General features: G+C 55.4%; 17 protein-coding genes. 5 read left to right on the top strand and 12 right to left on the bottom strand.

What is annotated here, in order from left to right:
* Window positions 1–94: 94 nt before the first annotated feature.
* Window positions 95–1021 carry a glycoside hydrolase family protein gene (locus tag LOS79_RS01850; protein WP_315415856.1) on the bottom strand — a complete coding sequence of 309 codons (927 nt, stop codon included), beginning with the start codon at window positions 1019–1021 and terminating at the stop codon, window positions 95–97.
* A 174-nt stretch (window positions 1022–1195) separates the two neighbouring features.
* On the opposite strand from LOS79_RS01850, the gene LOS79_RS01845 reads away from it, so the two are divergent.
* Window positions 1196–1831: an HNH endonuclease gene (locus LOS79_RS01845; protein ID WP_315415855.1), complete on the top strand. Its 636-nt coding sequence runs from the start codon at window positions 1196–1198 to the stop codon at window positions 1829–1831.
* Window positions 1832–1935: 104 nt separating this feature from the next.
* Window positions 1936–2151, top strand: a complete 216-nt coding sequence (locus tag LOS79_RS01840; RefSeq protein WP_315415854.1) for a hypothetical protein — start codon at window positions 1936–1938, stop codon at window positions 2149–2151.
* Window positions 2152–2233: 82 nt separating this feature from the next.
* Here LOS79_RS01840 and LOS79_RS01835 read toward each other — a convergent pair whose 3' ends face one another.
* Together LOS79_RS01835 and LOS79_RS01830 are read right to left on the bottom strand one after the other, a co-directional pair.
* The gene (locus LOS79_RS01835) at window positions 2234–3064 is read right to left on the bottom strand and encodes a serine/threonine protein kinase (protein WP_315415853.1); all 831 of its coding nucleotides are present in this window, start codon (window positions 3062–3064) and stop codon (window positions 2234–2236) included.
* An 80-nt stretch (window positions 3065–3144) separates the two neighbouring features.
* The gene (locus LOS79_RS01830) at window positions 3145–3582 is read right to left on the bottom strand and encodes a hypothetical protein (protein WP_315415852.1); all 438 of its coding nucleotides are present in this window, start codon (window positions 3580–3582) and stop codon (window positions 3145–3147) included.
* A gap of 122 nt (window positions 3583–3704) precedes the next feature.
* Here LOS79_RS01830 and LOS79_RS01825 point away from each other — a divergent pair, with 122 nt between their 5' ends.
* Together LOS79_RS01825 and LOS79_RS01820 are read left to right on the top strand one after the other, a co-directional pair.
* Window positions 3705–4841: a glycoside hydrolase family 88 protein gene (locus LOS79_RS01825; RefSeq protein ID WP_315415851.1), complete on the top strand. Its 1137-nt coding sequence runs from the start codon at window positions 3705–3707 to the stop codon at window positions 4839–4841.
* A gap of 370 nt (window positions 4842–5211) precedes the next feature.
* A complete protein-coding gene (locus tag LOS79_RS01820; RefSeq protein ID WP_315415849.1) occupies window positions 5212–6072 on the top strand; it encodes a helix-turn-helix transcriptional regulator in 861 nt (286 codons plus the stop codon).
* Window positions 6073–6082: 10 nt separating this feature from the next.
* Here LOS79_RS01820 and LOS79_RS01815 read toward each other — a convergent pair whose 3' ends face one another.
* On the bottom strand, window positions 6083–6661 hold the full coding sequence (locus tag LOS79_RS01815) for a TetR/AcrR family transcriptional regulator (protein WP_315415848.1): 579 nt from the start codon (window positions 6659–6661) through the stop codon (window positions 6083–6085).
* A gap of 288 nt (window positions 6662–6949) precedes the next feature.
* Between LOS79_RS01815 and LOS79_RS01810 the strand changes: the two genes are divergently transcribed.
* Window positions 6950–8098, top strand: coding sequence for an MFS transporter (locus LOS79_RS01810; RefSeq protein ID WP_315421926.1), 1149 nt, complete (start codon window positions 6950–6952; stop codon window positions 8096–8098).
* Between the two features lie 122 nt (window positions 8099–8220).
* Here the strand turns inward: LOS79_RS01810 and LOS79_RS01805 are convergent, their stop codons facing one another.
* From LOS79_RS01805 to LOS79_RS01770, 8 genes are all read right to left on the bottom strand, one after another.
* The gene (locus tag LOS79_RS01805; protein ID WP_315415846.1) at window positions 8221–10614 is read right to left on the bottom strand and encodes a GH36-type glycosyl hydrolase domain-containing protein; all 2394 of its coding nucleotides are present in this window, start codon (window positions 10612–10614) and stop codon (window positions 8221–8223) included.
* Window positions 10615–10645: 31 nt separating this feature from the next.
* Complete coding sequence (locus tag LOS79_RS01800) at window positions 10646–11722, bottom strand: hypothetical protein (protein ID WP_315415844.1); 1077 nt, start codon at window positions 11720–11722, stop codon at window positions 10646–10648.
* Between the two features lie 2 nt (window positions 11723–11724).
* Window positions 11725–14844, bottom strand: a complete 3120-nt coding sequence (locus LOS79_RS01795; RefSeq protein WP_315415842.1) for a glycoside hydrolase family 2 protein — start codon at window positions 14842–14844, stop codon at window positions 11725–11727.
* A complete protein-coding gene (locus tag LOS79_RS01790; protein ID WP_315415840.1) occupies window positions 14837–15520 on the bottom strand; it encodes a hypothetical protein in 684 nt (227 codons plus the stop codon). The genes LOS79_RS01795 and LOS79_RS01790 overlap by 8 nt, the downstream gene beginning before the upstream one ends.
* Before the next feature lie 182 nt (window positions 15521–15702).
* Window positions 15703–19482, bottom strand: a complete 3780-nt coding sequence (locus LOS79_RS01785; RefSeq protein WP_315415838.1) for an Ig-like domain-containing protein — start codon at window positions 19480–19482, stop codon at window positions 15703–15705.
* A gap of 113 nt (window positions 19483–19595) precedes the next feature.
* The gene (locus tag LOS79_RS01780; RefSeq protein ID WP_315415837.1) at window positions 19596–21143 is read right to left on the bottom strand and encodes an ABC transporter substrate-binding protein; all 1548 of its coding nucleotides are present in this window, start codon (window positions 21141–21143) and stop codon (window positions 19596–19598) included.
* Window positions 21144–21179: 36 nt separating this feature from the next.
* The gene (locus LOS79_RS01775; RefSeq protein ID WP_315415836.1) at window positions 21180–22088 is read right to left on the bottom strand and encodes a carbohydrate ABC transporter permease; all 909 of its coding nucleotides are present in this window, start codon (window positions 22086–22088) and stop codon (window positions 21180–21182) included.
* Window positions 22082–23068, bottom strand: coding sequence for an ABC transporter permease (locus LOS79_RS01770; protein ID WP_315415835.1), 987 nt, complete (start codon window positions 23066–23068; stop codon window positions 22082–22084). The genes LOS79_RS01775 and LOS79_RS01770 overlap by 7 nt, the downstream gene beginning before the upstream one ends.
* Window positions 23069–23183 lie beyond the last annotated feature (115 nt).

Genomic DNA, 23183 nt, shown 5'->3' with positions numbered 1-23183 from the left:
GACTACTTGAACATTGACTAATATTTTGTATATATAGTGCTTCTGGCAGCCGTCAGCTTATCTGTTCCCTGCAGAACCTGTTGCCCTCCGCCGCTTACTCCTCGGGAAGCAGCTTTAATTCAAAGCTTTCATTCCGGTCACAGATCAGCACGCCATCAGCCACCCCGAGCCGCGCAGCCTGAATGGAAGAGCGCTGATTCTCATGTGTGGATAAGATTTCACTGCCGCTGTACCGGCCTGGATGAGTGAAGTAAAAGATATACGCCTGCCCGTTCTGCACAACGACATCCGCATGAAAGCCATATCCCTGATCATCGGTCCGGCTGCCGGATTCCCCGAGGATGAGACCGTTCCGCTCCCAATGTTCCAAATCCTCTGAGCGGTATACGGCTTGTCCCCGCCACTCATCAATAATCATCCAATAATACTGCTTGAACCGGAATACATTCGGACCTTCATGGGCCTGATGGGTCAATACAGGTCTGGCATTCTTCCAGGTGTACAGATCCTCGCTGTCAGCAGCATAAGTATAGGAGCCGCTCTCTTCATCCTTGTACCACATCCGGAAACGGCCGTCCGGCAGCTGATGCACACACGCATCAATAACATACTCGGTGCTGAGCTGCACACGGGACTGGTAGCTCCAGTTCAGCAGATCCGGACTGGTATAGTGCAGCAGATGACGCTTATGCCCTGCCCAAACGACCGGCACACCCTGAATGTAACTGACGTACATGTGGTATAAGCCGTCATGCCAGATAATTTCCGGAGCCCAGAAGGTGTTGCGGCCCCATTCGATTTCAAGTCCCGTCAATACTCCGCGGTATGTCCAGGTTGCACCTCCGTCTCCCGAAGCGGCCACCCCCAGATCGCTGCCATGCACCCAGGCGACACCGGGGCCTTCAGCTGTCGCCCGGCGGCTCGTGTAGATCATCCACCATTCCCCCGCCTGCCTGTTGTAGATTACTGCCGGATCTGTCGCTCCATCATAGACCGGGTCCCGGTACAAAGGTTCATTCATCACTATTCTCCCTTGCAATGCAAATTTAGATTAATATTTTTATTAATTAATTAACATTTATAAAAATATTATAAACCTGAGTCTTTTTCCCCGTCAATTCTAAAGTAGCCACAGCCCTAGTGCCCCATTTACAATGGTATTGATAAGACAATACATAAGTAAGGAGACTGTTAAATGACAGACAACGAGTTACTTGATCAAATTATTGCTGTTATGAATGAATTCGGCGGACATGTCCGGTACAGAGACCTTTATGCACAGCTGATGGATCCTAGCGAAACTGACTCCGAAGCAGTGAGGCAGCATAAAGCCAGAATTAGAGCTACAATCGAGTACTACTCCAGTGATTCAAAGGTACATAGAAAAGATAGTGAGGTTAGGAGAGATATTTTTTACAGCGTAGATGGAATAGGGAATGGTCATTGGGGACTACGGGATTATGAAGCGACAGACAAGACTGTAGATCTGACGGAGGATGATATCGGATTCCCTGAAGGGAAAAAGCTTCTGCGCACTCATATCGTCAGGGAAAGAAATCCCCGGCTTACAGCAAAAGCAAAAGAGCTGGCTAAAAGTAAACACGGTAAACTCTGCTGCGAGGCCTGCGGCTTCAGCTTCCATGAAAAGTACGGCAAATTAGGCGAAGATTTCATAGAAGCCCATCATCTAAAGCCCGTCTCCAAGCTGCAGGACAATGAGGTTACCAAAGTCGAGGATATCGCCTTACTCTGTTCAAACTGCCATCGGATGGTACACAGGTATACACCTTGGATTGAGCAGCGGGAGAAACTTCCACGAATTTTAATTTAAATTGATGATTTCGAAACCCCGAGGGAATACCGCCGTACTAACGGGTAAATATAGATTATTACCACAGCAGGCTTAAGAACTCAACACTATGAGGAGGTAATACGATGCTAAAGAAACTACTCGGAAAAGTGATGCATTCCCTCGAGCATTCCAAGTCAGGCGGGCACCGCAGATACTCCAGCAGCCATAAGGGGAGGCCGGTATACAGCAGGCACTCCAGCAGCAGCAGCCGCAAATACAAAGGACATTCTTCTTCCGACGCCCGCCGGAGAAGCGGCGGGCATAAATACTACAAGAACCGTTACGGCAGCTCCAGCTGATTGCCCGGGACATTCACAGAGAAGGCGCCTTACCCCCATGGGTAAAGGCGCCTTCTCTGTGAATGAAAGATACTTGCGGCAGCTACATTAAACACTTATATAATTCTTCCGCCTCCCGGACAAAATCCCCGGTATCCGTATACACCAAAGTCCCCTGCTCTCCGAGCAGCTTCTCCAGCAGCTGCAGCATACCCGGCGACAGGCTCAGCTCTTCACGCCAGTGCCGCTCTGCGGCTCCCCGCTCCGGCTTAAAGCCGGAATATAGCATGAACAGCATCAGCTGCCCGGCATCATACAGATCAGAGGCAATCTCCGGCAGGGGCGGTGAAGGGGGTTCCTCTTCCTTCGGTTTGGGTGGCCACTTCCACTTCCACGCCCGGTTCCGTTCAGGATCAGGAGGGAGGATGTCCGTCTCCCCAATTTCTCTGGCCAAGCCGAAATCTATCAGATACAGCTCCTCCTCCCGGAGAATCACGTTGGGAATCCGCAGATCCAGATGAACATATCCGCGCGCATGAACATGCTTCACCAGCTCCATCAGCCGGAGCGTGACGGCAAGACATTCCCGTTCACCGTAGACAACCTGCTCATCGAAGATCAGATCCTCCAGCGTTTTTCCGGCAATATAATCACTGGCCAGCCAGTTCTCCCCCTTATACCGGAAATAATCGCGGCTGCCCGGGATATTAGGGTGATCCATCGCCTGCAAAATACTGCTCTCCCTGCCAAGCATCCTCCGTCCGGCCTCTCCCTTGCTTGGTCTGGACTGCTTCAGCGCCAGCACCGCCCCGTCCCGGGTATCCCGGCAGCGGTAAGTAAGCCCGTAGCTCCCCTCACCCAGCAGCATTTCAATCCTATACCGGTTACCGATTACTGCCCCTGCCGGATAAGGATAATCTCTCCAGGCTTTCATGAATCCGCGCCATCGTCCGAATATCATCGCTCTGTCCTTCCCGGTTCAATAGTAGGCTGCATTGCAGTAGAGTAATTATCTCACAGAGAGCTTATCACAACAAAAGGGCGGTGATCCAAAGGGGCGGCAATAGTGGGATTTTTCACTTTATTCTCACCACAGAGCCCACTTTGGGCGGCTATAGTGGGATTTTTCACTTTATTCTCACCATAGAGCCCACTTTGGGCGGCAATAGTGGGATTTTTCACTTTATTCTCACCACAGAGCCCACTTTGGGCGGCTATAGTGGGATTTTTCACTTTATTCTCACCACAGAGCCCACTTTGGGCGGCAATAGTGGGATTTTTCACTTTAATTTCCTCACAGAGCCCACTTTGGGTGGCAATAGTGGGATTTTTCACTTTATTCTCACCACAGAGCCCACTTTGGGTGGCAATAGTGGGATTTTTCACTTTATTCTCACCATAGAGCCCACTTTGGGCGGCAATAGTGGGATTTTTCACTTTAATTTTCTTCACAATCTATAATCCGGCAATACTCAAACCGCAACATACCTAAATAAGTACACAACAAACCGATAACACATCAGATTTATAATGAGGCTAAGAACAATACAGCGATATCAGGAGGTTATTCCATCATGAACCGGAAATCTGTAATTGAACACACGCTGGCCACCACCCATCTTAACATCGAACGTTTCGGTAACCGCTTTCCAATTGTCAGTATAGGTGACGGCAAATACTATCTGACTGACCAGACCAACTGGACGGAGGGCTTCTGGTCCGGTATTTTGTGGTTGAGTTATGAATACGGCAAAGATCCTGCGCTTTATAATGCAGCGGTCCGGACGGTGGATTCCTTCCGCGAGCGTATGGAAGCAGGCCAAGATCTGGATCATCATGACATCGGCTTCCTCTACTCCCTGTCCGCCAAGGCACGGTGGATCACCGACAACGATGAAGCCTCCCGCCTGCTGGCGCTGCAGGCCGCTGATGTGCTGATGAAGCGCTGGCGCTCAGCACCGCAGGTGTTCCAGGCGTGGGGGCCGGAAGGTGACGCCGACAACGGCGGCCGGATTATCATCGACTGCCTGATGAACCTCCCGCTGCTCTACTGGGCGGCTGAACAGACCGGAGACCGCAGGTATGCTGAATGTGCCACCATTCATGCCGACAAAAGCCGCCGGTTCCTGGTCCGGGGAGATGACTCCTCCTACCATACCTTCTACTTCGACCAGGAGAACGGAAATGCCATCCGCGGCGGAACCGCGCAGGGCTTCCAGGACGGCTCCACCTGGACACGGGGCCAGGCCTGGGGTGTCTATGGCTTCGCCCTCGCTTACCGCTATACGCGGGAGGAGCGTTTCCTCGAAACCTCGCGGAAGCTGGCCCGCTACTTCCTTGAGCATCTCCCTGAGGACCATGTCGCCTATTGGGATTTCGATGCCCCGCAGGAGGAAGGCACAGCGCGTGACAGTTCGGCCTCTGCCATCTTTGTGTGCGGTACGCTTGAGCTGCTGGACCATCTGCCGGAAGGCGACCCGGACCGCACATTGCTGAGTGAAGCGGTCAACCAGTCGATGGACTCGCTGATAAGCAACTACTTCACCGCCGGCAATCCGGAAGAGGAAGGCTTCCTGCGCCACGGCTCCTATTCGGTCAGAGGCAACTCCTCGCCGGACGATTTCATGATCTGGGGCGACTATTTCTTCCTTGAGGCACTGCTGCGCCTGGAGCAGGGGATTCCGGGATATTGGTACGGACGGCAGGCGTAAGGGGAGGGGCAGCAGGAATGCCGGCAATACCCGAAGTCTCCGAAATACCCAAAGTATGTGCCAGAAGGTATTCGTATTTAACTCGGGTGGCAGTGTTCCTTCTTCTTTCTGAAGCCATATTGAGGCGTACTTAGATGGAATTTTTGATTCGCCGCAATCCGGCTGAGCGGATTTGCGGAAATCAGGGGCATTAGTGCCCCTATTCCTAGTAAAAGTACGCGGTTATTTATAATTAATCGGATTTTTCCCAGTAAATATTCACTTGGTTACCTGGAGCTGTATAGTTACTTAAGCACAGATATGAAACGGTTTCTTTTTGCCGGAGTGCTGCTTATACTAAAAGAAATACTGGTTGATGAGGGAGCGCTGCATGAACAGGAACGATTATCTGCCCCAGGGGCTGGAGCCCGGGTTGTTTATGTACAAGTATAAGTACGAGGATGCGGAAGCCCACTATTTCCACGCGCACAGGGGAATTGAGCTGCTGTATATTTATAGCGGCCACGGTGAGATTATGGCGGAGAATCAGACGTATCCGATCCGGGATCACACGCTGGTCTGGTTCCAGCCCTATCAGCTGCACCGTGTGCTTGTTCCAGCGGCCCGGGGCCATTCGTATATCCGGACCAATCTGACCTTTGATCCCGGCTTTTTGGAGCGCTATCTTGCGGCTTTTCCTTCACTGGAGAAGTTTTTCCGCAGCCTGTGGAGGGGAAGCCTTCAGCGTCCGGTTGCATATGACATGCAAAACACGCCGGTTGCCGCTGTGCTGGAGGAATTGCATTATGCCGACAATACCTTTGCTGCGGACAGAGAAGAAAATACCGGGCTCCTGATGCTCCAGTTAATCCGGCTGCTGCAAAAAAACATGTCCGGCGAATTGCCCGGGGATTCCGATAACCAGTCACGCGGAGGTTCGCATGTAGAACGGATTACCGGCTGGCTGGACGAACACTATAAAGAGCCCTTCAGTCTGGACACGCTGGCTGCTGCGATGCACCTGTCCCCGTATCATATTTCACATTTGTTTAAGGATACTGCCGGGATCACCCTGTCCGAATATGTGATGCAGCGGCGTGTTCGGGAAGCCAGCATTCTGCTCGCCAACACCTCCATGACTGTTCAGGAGATTGCGGCAGAGGTGGGCGGCTATTCCCCGTCGTATTTCAGCCAAATGTTCAAAAAGCAGAAAGGAATCCCGCCGGAGAAATACAGGAACAGCATCCGCTGAACGAAGCTGGTTACAAATGGGATAGCGATACCGCAACCGCATTATCGACAAACATCCGGTCGGGCCGGGACTTCAGCAATACCGTAATTCCGATTAAGGACACAACGAGACTCTGAGCCAGGGCTTTGGCGTTCGTCTCTGGATTAAGCTCGCCTGAACGGATGCCGCGCTCAATCGTTTCCTGAAACAGGACGGCAAGATACATCTGATGCTCCCGCGTAATAATCTCGAATTTCTCGTCATGCGGCGACAGCTCGACCATGGTATTGATGCAAAAGCACCCCAGGCTCCCCTCTCCCGCGTACTCCTCGTCAACTAAACCTTTGAAGTAAGCACGGATGGCCTCCCGGACAGAGCTATTACTTTCAAGCTTCTTCCGTATCCCCGCCGCGTGCCATTGGGTGTACTTGCGCAGAGTGGTTTCAAACAGCTGTTTTTTATCGCCAAAAGCTAAATAAAGACTGGGCCGCTGAATCGCCATGGCCGAGGTCAAATCGTTAATTGAAGTAGCCTCATAGCCCTTCTCCCAAAAAACACGCATCGCCGCATGAAGCACCTTGTCCTCATCAAATTCCCTGAGCCGGACCATTGTTCATCCTCCATATCATACTAATTAGTATATTATGAATTCTATAATTCGGCTGTCTAATTGTCAAACCCATCCCGATATTCCCTTGACTTCATCAATAAAAGGGGGTATTTTTATTCCATGCTTTTTGTACTAATCAGTATATTATACTAAAAAGTACATTTTATAATGAGAGGTGTGTGAATCTATTTGGGCAAGCTGCAAAAGCCGCAAACCAGCGGAAATACGGGAACGGGGACTGGAACCGGAATAGGTAACCCCGGGGCAACTGACGGACGGCCTGCCTCAATGCCGCGTAGTCTAACTTTATTATTCGCCATAGCCTGCGGGCTGTCTGTTGCAAACGTGTATTACGCCCAGCCGCTGCTGGATGTTATCGCCGAGGAATTCGCTATAGCCCCTTCATCCGTAGGTATTGTTATCACGGTTACACAGATTTGTTATGCATTAGGACTTTTTCTGCTGGTGCCTCTTGGCGATATTCTTAACAAGCGCCTGCTGATTCCCGGCCAGATGTTCTTATCCGTGCTGGCTTTAACGGCGATCTCTTTCGCCCCGAATGTCAGCGTGTTTTTTGGAGGCTTGGCCATCGTGGGATTATTGGCCGTAGTTACACAAACCTTAGTTGCTTATGCTGCAACGTTGGCCGCACCCTCCGAAAGAGGGCGTACGGTTGGAATTGTAACCAGCGGGGTTGTCATTGGTATTTTGCTGGCGAGAACCGCTGCAGGATTGCTGACGGACGCGGCAGGCTGGCGCACGGTCTATCTTCTGTCCGCAGTCTGCATTCTTGCGGCCGCATTAACGCTGCTGCGGATTATGCCTCAGGAGAAACGAACAACCTCATTGACCTATTTCCAGCTGCTGCGTTCCGTACTGGGCATGTATAGAGAAGAGCGGATTTTACGTATCCGCTCCTTGCTTTGCCTATTCATTTTTGCCGCTTTCAGCATCTTGTGGACCTCGCTTGTGTTACCGCTCAGCCAGCCTCCGCTGTCACTTTCCCATTCCGCTATCGGAGCGTTCGGCTTAGCCGGAGTTGCCGGAGCGTTAGGGGCAACCCGCGCCGGACGGCTGGCCGACCGCGGATATGGACAAATCACAACCGGAATAGCACTCGTGCTGCTCCTCTTTTCCTGGCTGCCTATCAGCTATACGAAACACTCCCTGACAGCACTTGTTGCTGGAATACTTCTCCTGGACATGGCCGTTCAAGCGGTACATGTTACGAATCAGAGTATGATTCTCAACGTGCGTCCCGAGGCCCGCAGCCGTCTCACCGCCGCTTATATGATCTTTTATTCGACCGGCAGCTCGGCGGGTTCTATTGCCGCAACCAGTATGTATGCCCATGCCGGGTGGAACGGAGTATGCTGGCTCGGAGCCGGTGTAAGTGCATTTGCTCTATTCTTTTGGGCCATAACTAGAAGAAAATAATTAGGCAGGCAGCAAACACAAAGAACCGCCCTTAGGCAAATGGTAGGTTGAACAGCCATTTTGCTTAAGGGCGGCAGGCTCAAGCACCAAATACAGTCCGCTGATGAGATAAGCCTGTTTTTCTACAGAACGACTTCGACCTTAACGGATGAGCGTCCGGGATAAGCCGGGAGCACGTTCCCCTCTACAGGTTCGCCGTCGGCGGTAATGCTTTTGACGCCTTTGCAGACCTTATTGGCATTGGTAACCGAGATATCGTAGACGCAGCCGCGGAAACGCCGCTTGACCGTGAACCCTTCCCAGTCCGCCGGAATGCACGGGTCGATGGACAGGCCCTTCAGCACCGGCTTTACACCGAGAATATACTGGGTAACGGCCACGTACATCCAGGCAGCGGTGCCGGTCAGCCAGGAAACATTAGCGAGTCCGAATTTGTCGGACTCCGGCCCGAACAGGTTGGAGGCATAGACATAAGGCTCGGCTTTGTAGCGCCACAAGCCCGCTTTGTCCATGGCAACATTCGGCAGCAGCTGGCGGTAATATTTATAAGCCAGATCCCCCCGGCCCAGCAGGCATTCCGCAATAATCGCCCAGGTGTTGGCGTGGCAGAAAACCGCTCCGTTCTCTCCTGTTCCCTTGTTGTAATTGGTCAGAGGGTCGGCAGGATCGGGGAAGGTGGAGATGGACGGGTGGATTTTTTTGATTCCGAGCTCGGTGTCCAGCATTTCCCGCACACTGTCCATCGCCTGCAGCCCCTTATCCCCGTCTGCCATACCGGAGATAGTGGCCCAGGTCTGGGCGTTGAGCCAGATTTTGGCCTCGTCGTGTTCATCACTGCCGAGGAACCGGCCGTCATCCATGATTGCCCGGCGGAACCAGCGGCCGTCCCAGCCGATGCTGTTGACCAGCTCACGCTGACGCTCATACATCTCCTCATAGCGGGCGGCATCCTCCGGATGCCCGGCTGCCGCAGCCAGATCAGTCATCCGCAGCAGTACGGTTCCAAGCTGCATTGAGGTCCAGATGCTTTCCCCTTTTCCCTCGCGGCAGACCCGGAACAGCTGGTCATTCCAGTCCGAGCGCAGCATCAGCGGAAAGCCGCGGGAGCCGAGCTCGGAGGCCGTAAAATTTATAGCCGCCCGCAAATGCTCATACACTGTACCTTCACCGCCGTCATAATAAGGCACTTTGGCCTGCAGGAACGCGGCATCCCCCGTCTCCGCCAGCAGATCCCAGGCCGGGAGCGCCGTCCACAGATGGTCATCCGAGTGAATGCTCGTGACCGGCTCCCAACCCTCGTTCGGGAAGAAGTAATGGTTCACATGCCCGTCCCTGTACTGCTGGCCGAGCAGCAGCTTCAGCTTGTCGCAAGCAAGCTCCGTATCAAAAGGCACAACCGCAAGTATATCCTGAGCCGTATCCCGGTAGCCTACACCGCGGAACGTGCCCGTCGCGTAAAAGGAAATATTGCGTGAAAACAGAAAGTTGCGGTGTGCCTGATACGGATTCCAGATGTTGATCATCCGCTCGGCATCCTGATCCGGCAGGCGGCTCTCCCATGCGCCAAGGTAGCCGGACCAGTTCTCCTGGAGCGCCTGGAAGGAGGCTTCTACAAATCCGCCTTCCCTGGAGTGTGCGATAGCGCGCGATACCTCCGCCTCATCCGCTGCCGTACCAAGAAACACATTAATCGTCCGGCTCTCGCCCGGCTGAAGCGTAACATTGAACTGCAACGCGCCGCACGGGTCGCCGCCCAGCAGCGTTGATCCGGTACAGCCGCCATGTTCAATGGCCGCCGGATTGGTTTCACTGCGGTAGCTGCCGATAAACTCCTCACGGTCACCGTCATAGCCGGCAAGCGGCGTATCCGCAGCCAGATAGACAAGCGGCGTCTCCTCAGGCTTCGGCTGGTTCTCCACCCCGTACCGGTAGACCAGCGCCTCAGCCTCATGATACTGCACCGACACCTGATGCTTGTTATAGCACTGCCACTGCAGCTCACGCATAAACTCCATCATCCCGAATTCGGCATAGGCGTAGACCTTCAGCTCTGTTGCCTCGGTCCCTTCATTGGTCAGGTTCAGATTCCAGATCAGTGAGTTCTCATGCGGTCCGACAAAATAAACCGTCCGGGCCGCGACACCGCCGCGCTTGGCCTCAAAGCGGGTGTAGCCCATTCCGTGGGCGCTTTTCCATTCCTCGGGTTTATCCAGAGCAGGCTCATTGGTCGGACACCAGTAGCTGCCTGTCTTGGCATCCTGCACATAGATGTACGGGCCGGAGCGGTCCATCGGCAGATGGAAGAAACGGTAGCGTGTAATCCGCCAGATCTGGGGTGACTTATAAAAAGCCACACCGCCGCCGGCATGCGACATCATCATATGGAAGGTGCCGTTCGACAAGTAGTTCATCCACGGTGTCGGCATGTCATGCCGCTTGAATTCGACCTCTTTGTCCTCATCCCTGAAGGCATAGTATGCCTTCGGATCGTTATGTCTGGTAAGCTCCGCATTCACCGGGCTTCAGCTCCTTTATAATGTAATGGGGTTATTTCGGCTCAACCTCGTCCAGGGTCAGACGGTATTCCAGGCCCTTCATGTAGGTGCCGTCCCGGTTCAAAAAGGTCAGGCCAAACGCCAGATCTCCGCCCGTTCCCTGCAGGATGGCAATGAGCCGGTTGAGCCCGGTCTGCAGCGTAAGCTCCCGTTCCGGCTCAGACACAAGCTCACCGTTCAGGTAAATTTCATAGGGGGCATCCGTGTTGATCCGCAGCCGGCCCGGGTAATGTTGAGCGGCCTCCCCTGCTTTTCCGGGGACATCCACAAAACAGCTCAGAAACCAGCGGTTATTCCCAGCATTGGCTATGCGCAGGGTGCCGTCACCGGGGCGGCGCTCTTTTTTCTGCATCCAGCCGTACAGGCCCTCGCCCAGATTATTTAATGAAAATTCCGGGTCAATGTAGTACGCCTTCATCTCTTCGAAATGAATGTGGGGCAGGCAGGGCAGGGCCATCATCGTTTCCACAGCCCACTCCCCGTCCCCCTTCACACTGTCCAGCAGGCCGTCATCAAAGGATGCGCCTAAGTTGGCCAGCAGCCGGGTATACAGGCGGACCGCCTTGTCACTGCCGGGGCCGGTCAGCAGCTGGGAGCAGATGACGGACCCTTCGCCAAGCTTGACTTCAGTCATGAACGCTCCAGCAGGGCGGGCCTTCCTGCGGTTCAGCTCCACCAGCGCGAGCCGGCTGTACTCAGCCGTGTAGCCATGCACGAAGTAGTCCTTCCAGGCTGTTCCCTCAAAGCTTGTGCAGAGTGCGTCCGCACCGGCAATGTCCAGGCTGTGTGCAGCCAGCACATGGTTCCTGACCTCGCGCGGCGATAAAAACACCTTGTCGAAGCCGAACAGGTCGACAGGGCTGAATCCCTGCACGGCGGCGTAATCATATTCCGCCGCCAGGTGGTACGCCTCGTGCGGCTGTACGCGCACGGGCCGGTCCAGCAGGCCGCTGAGCGCCGCCTGCTGCCCCGGCTCAGCCGACAGCAGCACCAGCTGCCCGCCGGCTTCGGCGTAGTGCCGGAGCGCCGCGGCTGTGCCCGGCGCCTCCAGCATGCAGGCTTCGGCCACGATCAGGCCGAAGTCCTGCAGGTTAGGGCGCGCCGCTGCACCAGGCGCGCCCGGTATCGGCGCTGGCAGCTCCAGCGCCGTGTACCGCAGCCGCAGCCCCGCCAGGAGGGCTGCGGCCTCACCGCCGGCGCGGACCAGCGCGGCGGCGGGCCCCCGGGGCGGGCCAGCGGCGCCCCGGGCAGGGGCTGGCCTGCGCCGGCGGTGCCACCGGCGTGGGCCAGCAGGTTCCGCAGCAGCAGGCAGGCCTGCGGGACCTGCTCCAGATGGGCCATCAGCTCCAGCTGATTGGCCAGGAGCAGGCCCGCTCCGCTGCGGTATTCAAGGAGCGGCGACCACAGATCGCCGCCGTCGCCGAAATCGCCCGTGCTGCATTCCAGCAGCAGGGTGAAATCGCCGGTCACCGGCTTCTCGAAGGCCGCGCGGATAATCGGCAGCGGCCCTTCTTCCCGCAGCTCCGCGTGCCAGAACATGAGGCTGCTGTCGTCGAAGCCCTCCAGCACCGGATGCTTGTAGCTGCCGGCATGGGCGCGGAGGAACGGCCGGCGCGAGAGCGGCAGCCGGCCTAGCGACAAGCTGCTCTGCTCCAGCAGCAGCACCCGGCCGCCGCGCGCGGCGAAGGCCTGCAGCTGCGTCTCAAGCATGCCGTCCGCATCCTCCGCATAGCTGCCGACAATCAGCAGCGAACCGGAGGCAAGTCCGGCCGCCTCGGCGGAGACCACCCGCTTACAGTCCGGAACAAGCCTGCGGATGTAGGCATAATCACGGTCGGCTCCGTAATAGGCTGCCTGCCCCCCGAGGTTCACCGGCTGCTCCAGCAGACTTGCGGATACCATTCTGTATTCCAGACGCAGCTCATGCAGCTGCTGTCCGCCATGGAACAGCAGTGCTGTCAGCTCTGCCTGCTCCCCGTCACCAGCCGGGAGAGGCTTCCACTCCAGTTCAATCACCTTATGTTCAGCAGGCTGCTGAACGAACTGTAGGGTCTGCTCATGGACACTCTTGCCGCCCTGGCGGATCACGACCTCAACCCGGACATCCTGGGGCGAATACGTATCGTTATAGACATCAAAGCTGCGGGCCACCGGCTGGTCATCATAGAACCAGCTGTTGTATTCAGCGGCAATGATCGTTGCCGGCTTGAAGGCTGCAGCCATAATGGCAAAGGCCGGGTTAGGGGTGTACAGCTGATACTCCTCCGGCAGCATGCCGTTGTTAATCGTCAGTGAGTAGGCCGGAATGCACTTAGGCTTCACGCCCGGAACAGCCGGGTCTGATGGCGGCAGGACAATCTCACGCTCCGGCATCGCCCGCATGAAATAATGGGCGAAGTTAAAGGTCGAAATGCCGGATACGCCTTGCCGTCTGGCATACTCGACAAACAGCCGCTCCTTCTGGGCCAGCCCTGCTGTGCTCTCATCCGTACCCCGGTAGACCTCAAGGCCGGTGTACATGCTGCTGTTCTGCGGGCAGATATACCACCAGCCGCCGTGCTCCCCGAAGGTCAGCGGTACCGACCGGTCCCACTGGCTGAGGGCTCCGTCGATATTATAGTGACGGCTCTCCACCTCCGTATGCTCCTTGGCCAGCAGCCGGTTGTCTCCATCGGCGATGATCAGCCGGGTCGGGTCAAGGCTGCGAATCTCCGCCATCAGGCCGGGCATGTGCAGCTTGAAGCCGTCCCGCCCGTCCACCCAGCGCATTTCATTCTGCAGGCTCCAGAGGATAATGGACGGATGATTCTTGTCACGCCGGACCAGCCGCCGCACATGCTGCCGGCAGTTCTCTACGTAGGCCGGATGATCAGCCAGCATCGATTTGCCCGAGCCGTAAATCGCCGTCTCATCAACAATCAGCATCCCTTCCTCATCGGCAATCCGCAGATAATCAGCCGGATAAGGCTCGGCATGCAGCCGGATGCTGTTGATGCCAACGCTCCGGCAGATGCGGTACCAGTTGCGGATATAATTATCTGTCATCTGCAGCCCGCCCTGGAAATGCCAGGAGTCGCCGCGCAGATTGACCGGAATGCCGTTCAGCATAAACTGCGGGCCTTCGCTCCAGAATTCGCGGAAGCCGAAATCTTCGGTATACCGGTCAATAACCGTTTGGCCCTCCAGCAGCTCCAGCACCGCAGTGTAGAGAAACGGCTGATCCGGACTCCACAGTCTGGCGCTGTCCCAATCCAAGTGGAAGGAGGCGCTGTATACGGCTCCTTCCCGCGTGTTCTCGCACAGCCTGAGCTTCCCGGCAGCCGCAGCTTCGGCCGGCTCAGCCGGACTTTCCGCAGACAGGACAGACCCGGCAGCAGCTCCCGGTACTCCCCTGATTTCTAGCCCCCGCAGCTCTTTCAGCTCCACGGTATTCTCATCTGTTTCCCGCACATCCGGCCCTTCCGCATCGTCTTCACCCCGCCGCAGCACGCCCTTCTCCCGTATACTCAGCCTTACCTTTAATGGACCCCGGTCAGCTTCGGCAGCTATTGTCCCGGCTGCAAGCGCCTGAACCTCTAACCGCCCTTCCCTCACAGAGGTATGGAAGGTTACATCCTCCAGCGCAAGCACAGGATAGCCTTCCAGATACACATCCTGCCAGATGCCCCGGCTGATTCTGCCATACCAGGAGCCCATCAGTCCGGTAATCTTGGACGTTCCATTCGGCAGGAGGACCGTGTCGAAGCTGCTGCATACTACATGCAGCTGATGCTCCCGCCCCTGCTCCACTAAGGAAGTGATATCAAGCCTGAGCGGAAGATAGCCGTCTTCCCAGACACCTGCTTCCTGGCCGTCCAGATAGATGACTGCTTTCTGCATAATCCCGTCCAGCCGCAGCACGATCCGCTGTCCCGCCATGCTCTCCGGAACCCGGAAGCTGCGGTGCAGCACTCCTGACTCAGCGGCGTCCCACTCCTCCGGGTAACCGTACAGGTCAAACGGCGCATAATCATATTCCGGGATTTTCCCGAAGGTTCTGCCGTCCGGCTGCGGATAGGTCCGCCTCCAGCTGGAGGGTACGAGCACCTTGCAATCCTCGTACACAATAGTGTCCGGCAGGCTGCGGCATTGCGGCTGACCGTACAGCGGCATGAAATCCCATTCGCCGTTCAGGCATAATAAATTACGCATGCCGCACCCCCTGCTGTCCGCTCTGAGCGCGCAGCTCAAGCAGCAGCTCCATGTTCTTCCACAGCGCCTGCCCCGCCGGGGCACCCTCCCATTTCATGAAATGCGGCTCCATCACTTCCCCCCAATTATCCGGACGCAGCGAGGTTCGCAGCTTGCCTTCATATGGCGCAGGCTCCCGGGTGTCCGGCTGCTCGGCATAAAAAAACAGCATATTCTCGTGCAGCCCGATCATCCCGTACTTATCCCCGTCCCCCGGCCGTTCCTCCTGATACTGATAGTGATAGTAAATGTAGCTGGCCGCCGCTTCCGGCTTCAGCATAGCCAGGCGGCCGTAAGGCTTACCCGCAGCATTCCGCCGCTGCCAATGCTCCGCCGACACTGGCTGCTGGTAATGAAAAATATCGGCCAGCGGTGCCCAGCGCCGTCCCGGCTTCCCGCCCGGCCAGACGGCAAGCTGCCGTGAGATATCTGGCAGCAGCTGCTCCGGTCTAACCGGCTCTGCCAGGCATTCATAATACAGAAACAGCTGTTTACCGGCGGCAAACAGGCTTAAATGATCTGCGCGCAGACCGGCCATCGCTTCGTTAAGTGAACCTGCGAGCTCACTGCTCCGTACAAAAGCAGCAGCTTCCTTCTCTTCCCCTAGCCATTCAGCCCTATACAAACAGCGCTTCATGCTGCACCTCCCAAACGTGTCTTCTCTTTCATGTTACCGCATACAACCCTGTATCGCCTTGACGATGCTGCCCATGTTTAGCATGATAACGACATCCGCTCCGCTCGTTGGCTAACCGGACTTTCTTGCCCGGATGCAAACAGCCCTCCCCGCAGGGAGGGCCGCCGCCAGCCTCAAGTCACTCAAGGCAACACCGAGAACACAATGTCGTCGAACAGCATATAGTCAAAACCGCTGGTGTAGAAACCGACCTTACCCGACGGCCGATGGCCCGGATCGCTGCCGGACAGCCTTAATGTACCGTCAATGTAAACGCTGATATCGCCGTCCTTGGCCGTCAGCTTCACCGTATATTCGGTATCCGGCTGCAGATCATGTCCCGGCAGGACGGACTCGGTCAGCTTCTGCCAGGCGGTGTTGTACAGAATCCAGGCCGAGGTGCCGTCTGCCCGGGTCCGGTAACCGATCCGGGTCGAGCCGGAGCTGTCCTGGCGGTCAAAGAGATAGAGAATCCCGTTATCCGGCATCACGGACGGTGTCTTCAGCTTGAATTCCAGCTGGTAGGACGTAAAGCTGCGCTCGAGCAGCGCCGTAGCCCCGTTCAGCAGCTTGTAGCGCCGGTTCCCGTCAGGGTCGGCTGAGATGCTGCGGTTAGGGTCCACCGGCCAGCCGTTGCCGCCGTTCTCAAAGGTCGTCTCATGCATAATATTGGAGACAGTTACGGAAATATCAGCTGTAATGAGCGGATTTGCCACCGACACAGCTGTAATCACCGTACTTCCTTCATACACAGCGCTGACGACTCCAGCCGGGTCTACAGTGGCTACTGCCGGATTGGCCGACTGCCAGGTAACTCCAGTGTCAGGCGTATCCGAAGGATCGAAGGACAGATGCAGCTGCTGCTGTTCCCCGGCGGCGAGCCGCACCTCTCTCTCCGCCGGAATGATTCCGGCCAGCTCCGTGGTCGGGGCCTTGAACTGAATGTCATCGAACAGCATGTGGCTGATGTTATTGACATAGAAGCCGACTTTCCCCGCGGCATTGTGCCCCGGATCATTGCCCTTCAGCCGGAATTCCCCGTCCAGGTAGAGGCTGATGTCTCCGCCTTTTACTAGCATTTTGACGTTATATTCCGTATCCGGCAGCAGGTCATGCTCCGGCAGCTTCACTTCCTTCAGCACCGTCCAGGCTGAATTGTAGAGCAGCCAGGCCGAGCTGCCGTCTGCCCGTGTCTTATAACCGATCCGGCTGGAGCCGCTGCCGGCCTGCCGGTCGAACACATACAGGTTCACATTGTCGCCCATCACCGCCGGCGTCTTGAGCCGGAAGCTCAGCTCATATTCGGAGAAGCTTTTGGCACTGAGCGAGGAAGCCCCGTTCAGCACCTTGTACCAGCGGTTTGCGCCGATTTTCTCAATGCTGCGGTAGGCATCCTGACTCCAGCCGTTCGCCCCCGATTCGAAATTGGTGAAATCCATTACGCCGTCGCCCGCTTCCACGGTCACGCTCACCTCTGCCGTAAGCAGCGGGTTCTCCGCCGAAGCGACTGTAATCACCGTGCTGCCGACAACCGTCCCTCCGGTAACGACACCGGAACTGTCCACGGATGCGACCGCAGGATCGGCCGAGGAGAAGGTCAGCTCAGGATGATCCGCATTCCACGGCAGGACAGCCGTGCGCAGCTTGACTGTTTTCCAGCGGTCTACGGTAACGGCCTGGTCATACACCACAACGTCCTCTACCGGATAGCTGTCCGGTCCTGCCGTTGTCCCCGCCTTGCCATTGATGCCGATGTCGGCAAACGGAATGTCCGGGAAGTCCGGAATAGCATTAAATACCGCGGCATCCGGACGCAGGGACAGGTCCCCTCCGGCCAGATTGGTGAAGCCCGGGTCTGCTGTGCTTACCAGGTTATCTGCGTATTGCACCAGTCCGAATTTGTCATACGCCCCGTACACATTGGTTGTCACACTGCGCGGGACCACCGGATTATAAATGACATTCCCCTGGAAGGTGTTGGTGTCGGGATAATAACGGTTCTCCGTGAAGAAGTCCGCCAGCTCAGGATACTTCGCCATATAAGGCGTACCCGTGAAATTGTTGTTCGCTGCGAACAGCGCCTGCCACTTCGGCATGTAATTCAGCGGTACCTGGTCATCCGGCTCATCGCCGAGGTACAGGTCGGCATAATCGTACGGAATTTTGCTGTCGATAAAAATATTGTTCCGCGTCTGGATATGCGCGCCGCCGTTGTTTTTAATAGCCGAATTGCCCATTTTGTAGAAAATATTCTCGTCAATCGTCAGCCCCATCGTGAAATTGTCAGGATAAACGCCCTCTACCCCCGCCTTGCTCTCCCCGATGTTATGGAAGTAGTTCCGCTTAATGACGGTGCCCCGCTCATGAGGCTGCTCGCCCGCATTCATGTAGATTGCACCGAGGTCGGAGAAGGTGGTGCATACATCATAGATTTCGTTGTAGTCCACGGTATGGTCATTGCCGAAGATCAGCACGCCGGGATGAGGCGCATCATGCAGCTCGTTATGCGACATCCGGTTGCCGACCCCGGACAGCAGCACTCCCGGATTATAGGCCTTATGGTAGTAGGCAAAATCATGAATATGCGAGTTCTCCACGGCGTTATTTCCCGGCGCGAGCGTTGTCTTGTTACCGCCCGTCAATGTAACGGCCGTACCGCCGATATGGTGGATGTGAGTGCTGATAATGTCATGATCTGTTCCCGGTGCGCCTTCAAAGTTGTTGTAATAGAATCTGCTCTGCGTATTGATCAGCACACCGCTGTTGGTGAAATTGCGGATTTCGCTGTTCAGGATACGCATATGGCTGCCGCCCATGAATACCGCAGCTGAATCACGGCCGTTCTCCAGCACCAGCTCCGAGAAATCGGTATAAGAGGCGTTAAGCGCGTTGATCATCGGTGTTTTGAGCATCGTGACTTCAATATCAGGGTCTGCTGCAGCCGCGAAGGAGGCATTGGGCAGGAAGTACAGCTTGCGTGCGGTGCGGTCGATGTAATACTCGCCGGGCATGTCGATCTCTTCAAGCAGATTTTGCGCAAAATGGAAATCCGGATACCAGTTCTTGAACAGCCCGCTCATCTCCCCGTAACGGAGGGTGATTGTTTTGGCGGCTGTATCGATGGAGGCGATTTTATTGTACGACCATTCCCAGCTGTAGCCGAAAATCCCGTCCAGCCAGATATCATCCGCCTCGGTCCAGTACTGGGGCCGGTCATACGTATAGGTGAAGGTGCCGCCGCGCGTATGGACCTCCCCGTTCGGATCACGCCGCGTCGGACCGGGATCTATAATCTCATCCATCTGGACAGTGGATTCGTTAGGCCAGCGGGCCAGCGTCATCCCTTCCCCGGCCACGTACAGCTCCATCGGCGGCACCTCGCTCAGATCATTGGCCAGATAATAGCCGTGGCGGCTGAGCTGGCCGTAATCGGTAATCCCGAGCGCGGCCAGATCGGCAACCAGCACCTTGGTTCTCGCCTCCGGGCTGATAATACGGCCGAGTATAGCGGAATCCGTGACCGGGACGAACGCTGACTTGGCCAGGTGCTTAGAGCCAGATAAGGTTACGGACTCCCCCGGATAAGCCGTATAAGTGACCGGCTTGCCCGCTTCACCTGAATCCTGCTGGCGCAGCTCGAAGCTGGCGGTCCGTTCATACCGGCCTCCGCGCAGCATAACGGTAACACCGCCCTCCGGCAGCCCGTTCCCCGCTTTCAGGGTGCGGATGGCGTCACGCGCTTTTTCCAGCGTCTGAAAGGGGGCATTCAGCGTCCCGCTATTGGAATCGCTTCCATTTGTAGCCACATACAATGTCATTCCAGGGTTTGTTCCCTCCGCTGACACAGAAGACGTAACAGCCGGAACGGGAATCGTCATGAAGAGCAGACCAGCCATAAGCGCTGCAAGCAACCTTTTTTTCACCAAAGCTCCTCTTCCTTTCGGATTGAAATAAAGACGGCCCTGCCAAAATGATTGAATTGGCAAAGCCGTCCATGAGCAGCAGGTTTCTCCAGTATTGCAGTGTCTCTCTAGTCTTACTTCTTCAAGCCTTTATCCTTCAGGAACTGTTCGAACTGCTTCGTTACTTCCGCTACATACTTCTCTTCGCCGGCTTCCTTCAGCTTGCCGTACAGTGCTGGCCAGGTTTCTTCGAAATCCAGGGTGCCTGTAACAAGTCCCCGCTTGTATTCGCCCCAGACGGCGTTCAGGTTGGCAATCTCCGTATTGACCGGCTCGGAGTTGAACTTGAAGGCGCCGACAGGATTAACCTCGGAATCGGAATTGATCTTCTTGGTTTCTTCCCAGACATTCTCCGGCTGGCCTTCCTTCAGATAGGAATTGAAGACGCTGCCAAAAACCCAGTCCATATTCGGCATATAACGTGAATCCGGCAGTGCCTTGATGTAATCGCCTGTTGTCTTCTCGTAGTGGACACCTTCTACACCATTGGCGAGCAGATTGTACAGCGCCTTATCGGTGTTCACCAGGTTGAGCAGCATCATAGCCCGTTCAGGATTGGCAGACGTGCGGCTGATCGACTGGTTGGTCGTTGCCGAATAGCCGTTGGAGAACCAGTCGCTCAGCGGAACCGTAATGACTTCGTTACCGCCGTTTTTGGCTTTCACTTCCGCCTCAACACCCGGCTTAAGCGTAACGTTGAAGTCAACGGCAATCTGGCCTTTGGTCAGATAATCGTTCATTTTTTCCGTAGCGGCATCTTTGTAGATATAACCTTCCTTATACCATTTGCTGGCCAGCCGGAAATTGTCGAGCTCCTCTTCCGGGTAACGGTGCAGGGTATAGGTAGGATCATCAGTCTTGATATAGAAGTGGTCATCCAGGCCCGGAACTACCCAGTACTGGTCATCATGCGACTGCGGATTGATAAAGGAGGTGCCGAAGACGCCGAATGGGATAATGTCCGGTTCGTTCTGCTTGATCTGGGCCAGGAACGGCTCAATATCAGCGATCTTTTTGATGGAAGCGGTGTCAAGATTGTACTTGTCGGCAAAACGCTTCTGGATAATGAATCCGTAACGCGAGCCGTTGATCTGCTGGTTCGGAATCCCGTAAATTTCCCCGTCTACCGAGAGGCCGTCCCACATCACCTGCGGCACATCGGCCTTCAGCTCAGGGGCATATTGCTCCAGCAGCGCATCCATCGGCTGAATCGCGCCTTTACGGACCAGCTCCTCCGGCTTCAGCATATACCCGGTCCAGAGAATGTCGAATTTCTCACCGGCAGCCAGCACCGTATTCATCTTCTGCACATAGTCCCCGACAGCGACCGGCATCAGCTTGACTGTGGCATTGATTTTCTCCTGCACAATCTTGTTGACTTCCTCCTGCACCTTAGCCTGGTCGGCCTGCAGCTGTGACAGCGGATAATACCAGGTCAGTTCGACCGGCTTTAGCTCTGCTGAGCCTGAGTCCGTAGCCGGAGCCGCCGTCTGTGCGCCTTCCGTGGCAGTGCCTCCTGCACTGTTGCCGTTGTTTCCATTGTTGCCGTTACCGCCGCAGGCGCTAAGCACCGATGACGCCAGCAAGACGAGCGCCAGAACTCCAAACAGTCTTTTTTTCATGTGTGTGACCTCCTGTACTTTGTACATGATTGTATGTTAACCCTTTAGGGAGCCAACCGTAAGTCCTTTGACAAAAAACCGCTGAAAAAACGGGAAGATCACCAGCATCGGACCGCCGGCCAGCACCGCAATCGCCATCCGCGCCGAGCTGTTCGGGAAGCTGGACAAATCAATGCCAAGCTGTCCGGTAAACTCCGAATTGGTTGTGAGAAACTCAATACTGTTGAGCGTCCGCACCAGCAGCAGCTGCAGCGGCACCTTATTCGGATCATCGATGTAGAGCATCGCGTTAAACCATTCGTTCCAGTAGGTGAAGGAGATCAGCAGCCCCAGTGTGGCCAGCGCCGGAGTGGAGAGCGGCAGAATGATCCGGAAGAAGATGCGGAACTCCCGCGCCCCGTCGATTTTGGCCGATTCAATGATCTCAAGCGGAATCTTGGACATGAACCCTTTCATGACCATAATGTTGAACGGCGACAGCAGGATCGGCAGAATCAGCGCCCACAGACTGTCCTTCAGATGCAGGTATTGCGTAATGAGGATGTAGGAGGGAACGAGCCCGCCGCTGAACAGCATCGTAAAGAACACATAAAAGGTGGTCACCCGGTTATACCGGTAATCCTGCCGGGAAATGACGTACGCGGTCATCGCAGTCAGCAGCAGGCCTAACAGCGCTCCAACTATAGTGATGGTGAGGGTCACCCCGTAAGCACGGAACAGAATGTCCGGGGCATCCAGCAGATAGCGGTAGGCATCCAGACTGATTTTTTCCGGGATGAACTGGTATCCGTTGGCGGTCAGCGACTTTTCGTCCGTCAGCGACACGGCAACGACCAGCAGGAACGGCAGAATGACTACAAGCGAGAGTACCGTAAACAGCAGATTAATGAACAGCTTGGAGAATTCGAATTTTTTGCGGGCCACTGTCTGGCACCTCCTTACCATAGAGAGTTATCGGGATCAACCTTGCGTACAATGCCGTTGGCCGTCAGCACCAGCACCAGACCGACAACCGACTGGTAGAAGCCTGTAGCTGCAGACATGCTCACATTGCCGACTTCACGCAGTGCACGGTACACATAAGTATCAATAATATCTGTAGAGCCGTAGAGAAAGCCCGAGTTGTTCGGGATAAAATAGTGCAGGCCGAAGTCGCCGCGGAACATATTGCCGATGGACAGGATCAGCATGATGATGATGATCGGAGCCATAAGCGGGATCGTGATCTTAAACGCCATCTGCGGCTTGGTTGCCCCGTCGATCCGCGCCGCCTCGTAATATTCACTGTTAATGCCGATAATGCCGGCAAAATAAATCAGCGTATTAAAGCCCACAACCTTCCATAATTGCACCAGGATGAGGATGAACGGCCACGGTGCGGCATTCTGGTACCAGCTGACCGGATCAAGGCCGAACGATTCCAGCGTGCGGTTGATGAAGCCGTCGGAATGGTTCAGGAAGGCGTACGCGACATACCCGACCAGCACCCATGACAGAAAATGGGGCAAAAACAGCGCCGTCTGGTAGAACTTGCTCACCTTGGCCTTAATTTCGTTCATCAGGATCGCCAGCAGCAGCGCCGCCGAGGTACCCACCAGGATATAAGCGGTGTTATAAAGAACCGTATTGCGGGTAATCCGCCAGGCTGTATCGGTGGTGAACAAATAACGGAAATTATCCAGCCCCACCCACTTGCTGCCGAAGATGCCCAGATCATAGCGGTAGTTTTTGAAGGCAATAATCAGCCCAATCATCGGAATATAAGCAAAAATTAATTTGTACAATATCCCCGGCAGGGAGAGCAGAAACAGCTCGCGGTTGTTCTTAAAATGATGCAGCTCTCTTCCGGCCCATGACTTCCTCCGTTTTCCCGGCGGCGCACCCGCTTGTGCCCCCTGCCCGGTAAGTGTAACGTTCTTCTGCATAACCAAAGCCCCTTCCTTTCCTCGTTAACGGCTGCCTGTGTGTCAGGCTTTGCATGGCCTTAGAATAGCGCAGCAGCGAGCATTTCCGGTACTGTACAATCACAAGAATGCTGTA

The sequence above is a fragment of the Paenibacillus sp. MMS20-IR301 genome, from assembly GCF_032302195.1.
Lineage (GTDB): Bacteria > Bacillota > Bacilli > Paenibacillales > Paenibacillaceae > Paenibacillus_AQ.
The sequence above is the reverse complement of the archived record's forward strand: the minus strand, read 5'-3'. Positions and strand labels throughout refer to the sequence as shown.

What these genes read in the sequence shown, in the direction of transcription:
- LOS79_RS01815 (WP_315415848.1), bottom strand. Translation starts at nt 6,661, where the DNA reads ATGGTCCGGCTCAGGGAATTTGATGAGGACAAGGTGCTTCATGCGGCG.
- LOS79_RS01780 (WP_315415837.1), bottom strand. Translation starts at nt 21,143, where the DNA reads ATGAAAAAAAGACTGTTTGGAGTTCTGGCGCTCGTCTTGCTGGCGTCA.
- LOS79_RS01820 (WP_315415849.1), top strand. Translation starts at nt 5,212, where the DNA reads ATGAACAGGAACGATTATCTGCCCCAGGGGCTGGAGCCCGGGTTGTTT.
- LOS79_RS01835 (WP_315415853.1), bottom strand. Translation starts at nt 3,064, where the DNA reads ATGAAAGCCTGGAGAGATTATCCTTATCCGGCAGGGGCAGTAATCGGT.
- LOS79_RS01850 (WP_315415856.1), bottom strand. Translation starts at nt 1,021, where the DNA reads ATGAATGAACCTTTGTACCGGGACCCGGTCTATGATGGAGCGACAGAT.
- LOS79_RS01810 (WP_315421926.1), top strand. Translation starts at nt 6,950, where the DNA reads ATGCCGCGTAGTCTAACTTTATTATTCGCCATAGCCTGCGGGCTGTCT.
- LOS79_RS01790 (WP_315415840.1), bottom strand. Translation starts at nt 15,520, where the DNA reads ATGAAGCGCTGTTTGTATAGGGCTGAATGGCTAGGGGAAGAGAAGGAA.
- LOS79_RS01825 (WP_315415851.1), top strand. Translation starts at nt 3,705, where the DNA reads ATGAACCGGAAATCTGTAATTGAACACACGCTGGCCACCACCCATCTT.
- LOS79_RS01795 (WP_315415842.1), bottom strand. Translation starts at nt 14,844, where the DNA reads ATGCGTAATTTATTATGCCTGAACGGCGAATGGGATTTCATGCCGCTG.
- LOS79_RS01775 (WP_315415836.1), bottom strand. Translation starts at nt 22,088, where the DNA reads ATGGTAAGGAGGTGCCAGACAGTGGCCCGCAAAAAATTCGAATTCTCC.
- LOS79_RS01770 (WP_315415835.1), bottom strand. Translation starts at nt 23,068, where the DNA reads ATGCAGAAGAACGTTACACTTACCGGGCAGGGGGCACAAGCGGGTGCG.
- LOS79_RS01845 (WP_315415855.1), top strand. Translation starts at nt 1,196, where the DNA reads ATGACAGACAACGAGTTACTTGATCAAATTATTGCTGTTATGAATGAA.
- LOS79_RS01840 (WP_315415854.1), top strand. Translation starts at nt 1,936, where the DNA reads ATGCTAAAGAAACTACTCGGAAAAGTGATGCATTCCCTCGAGCATTCC.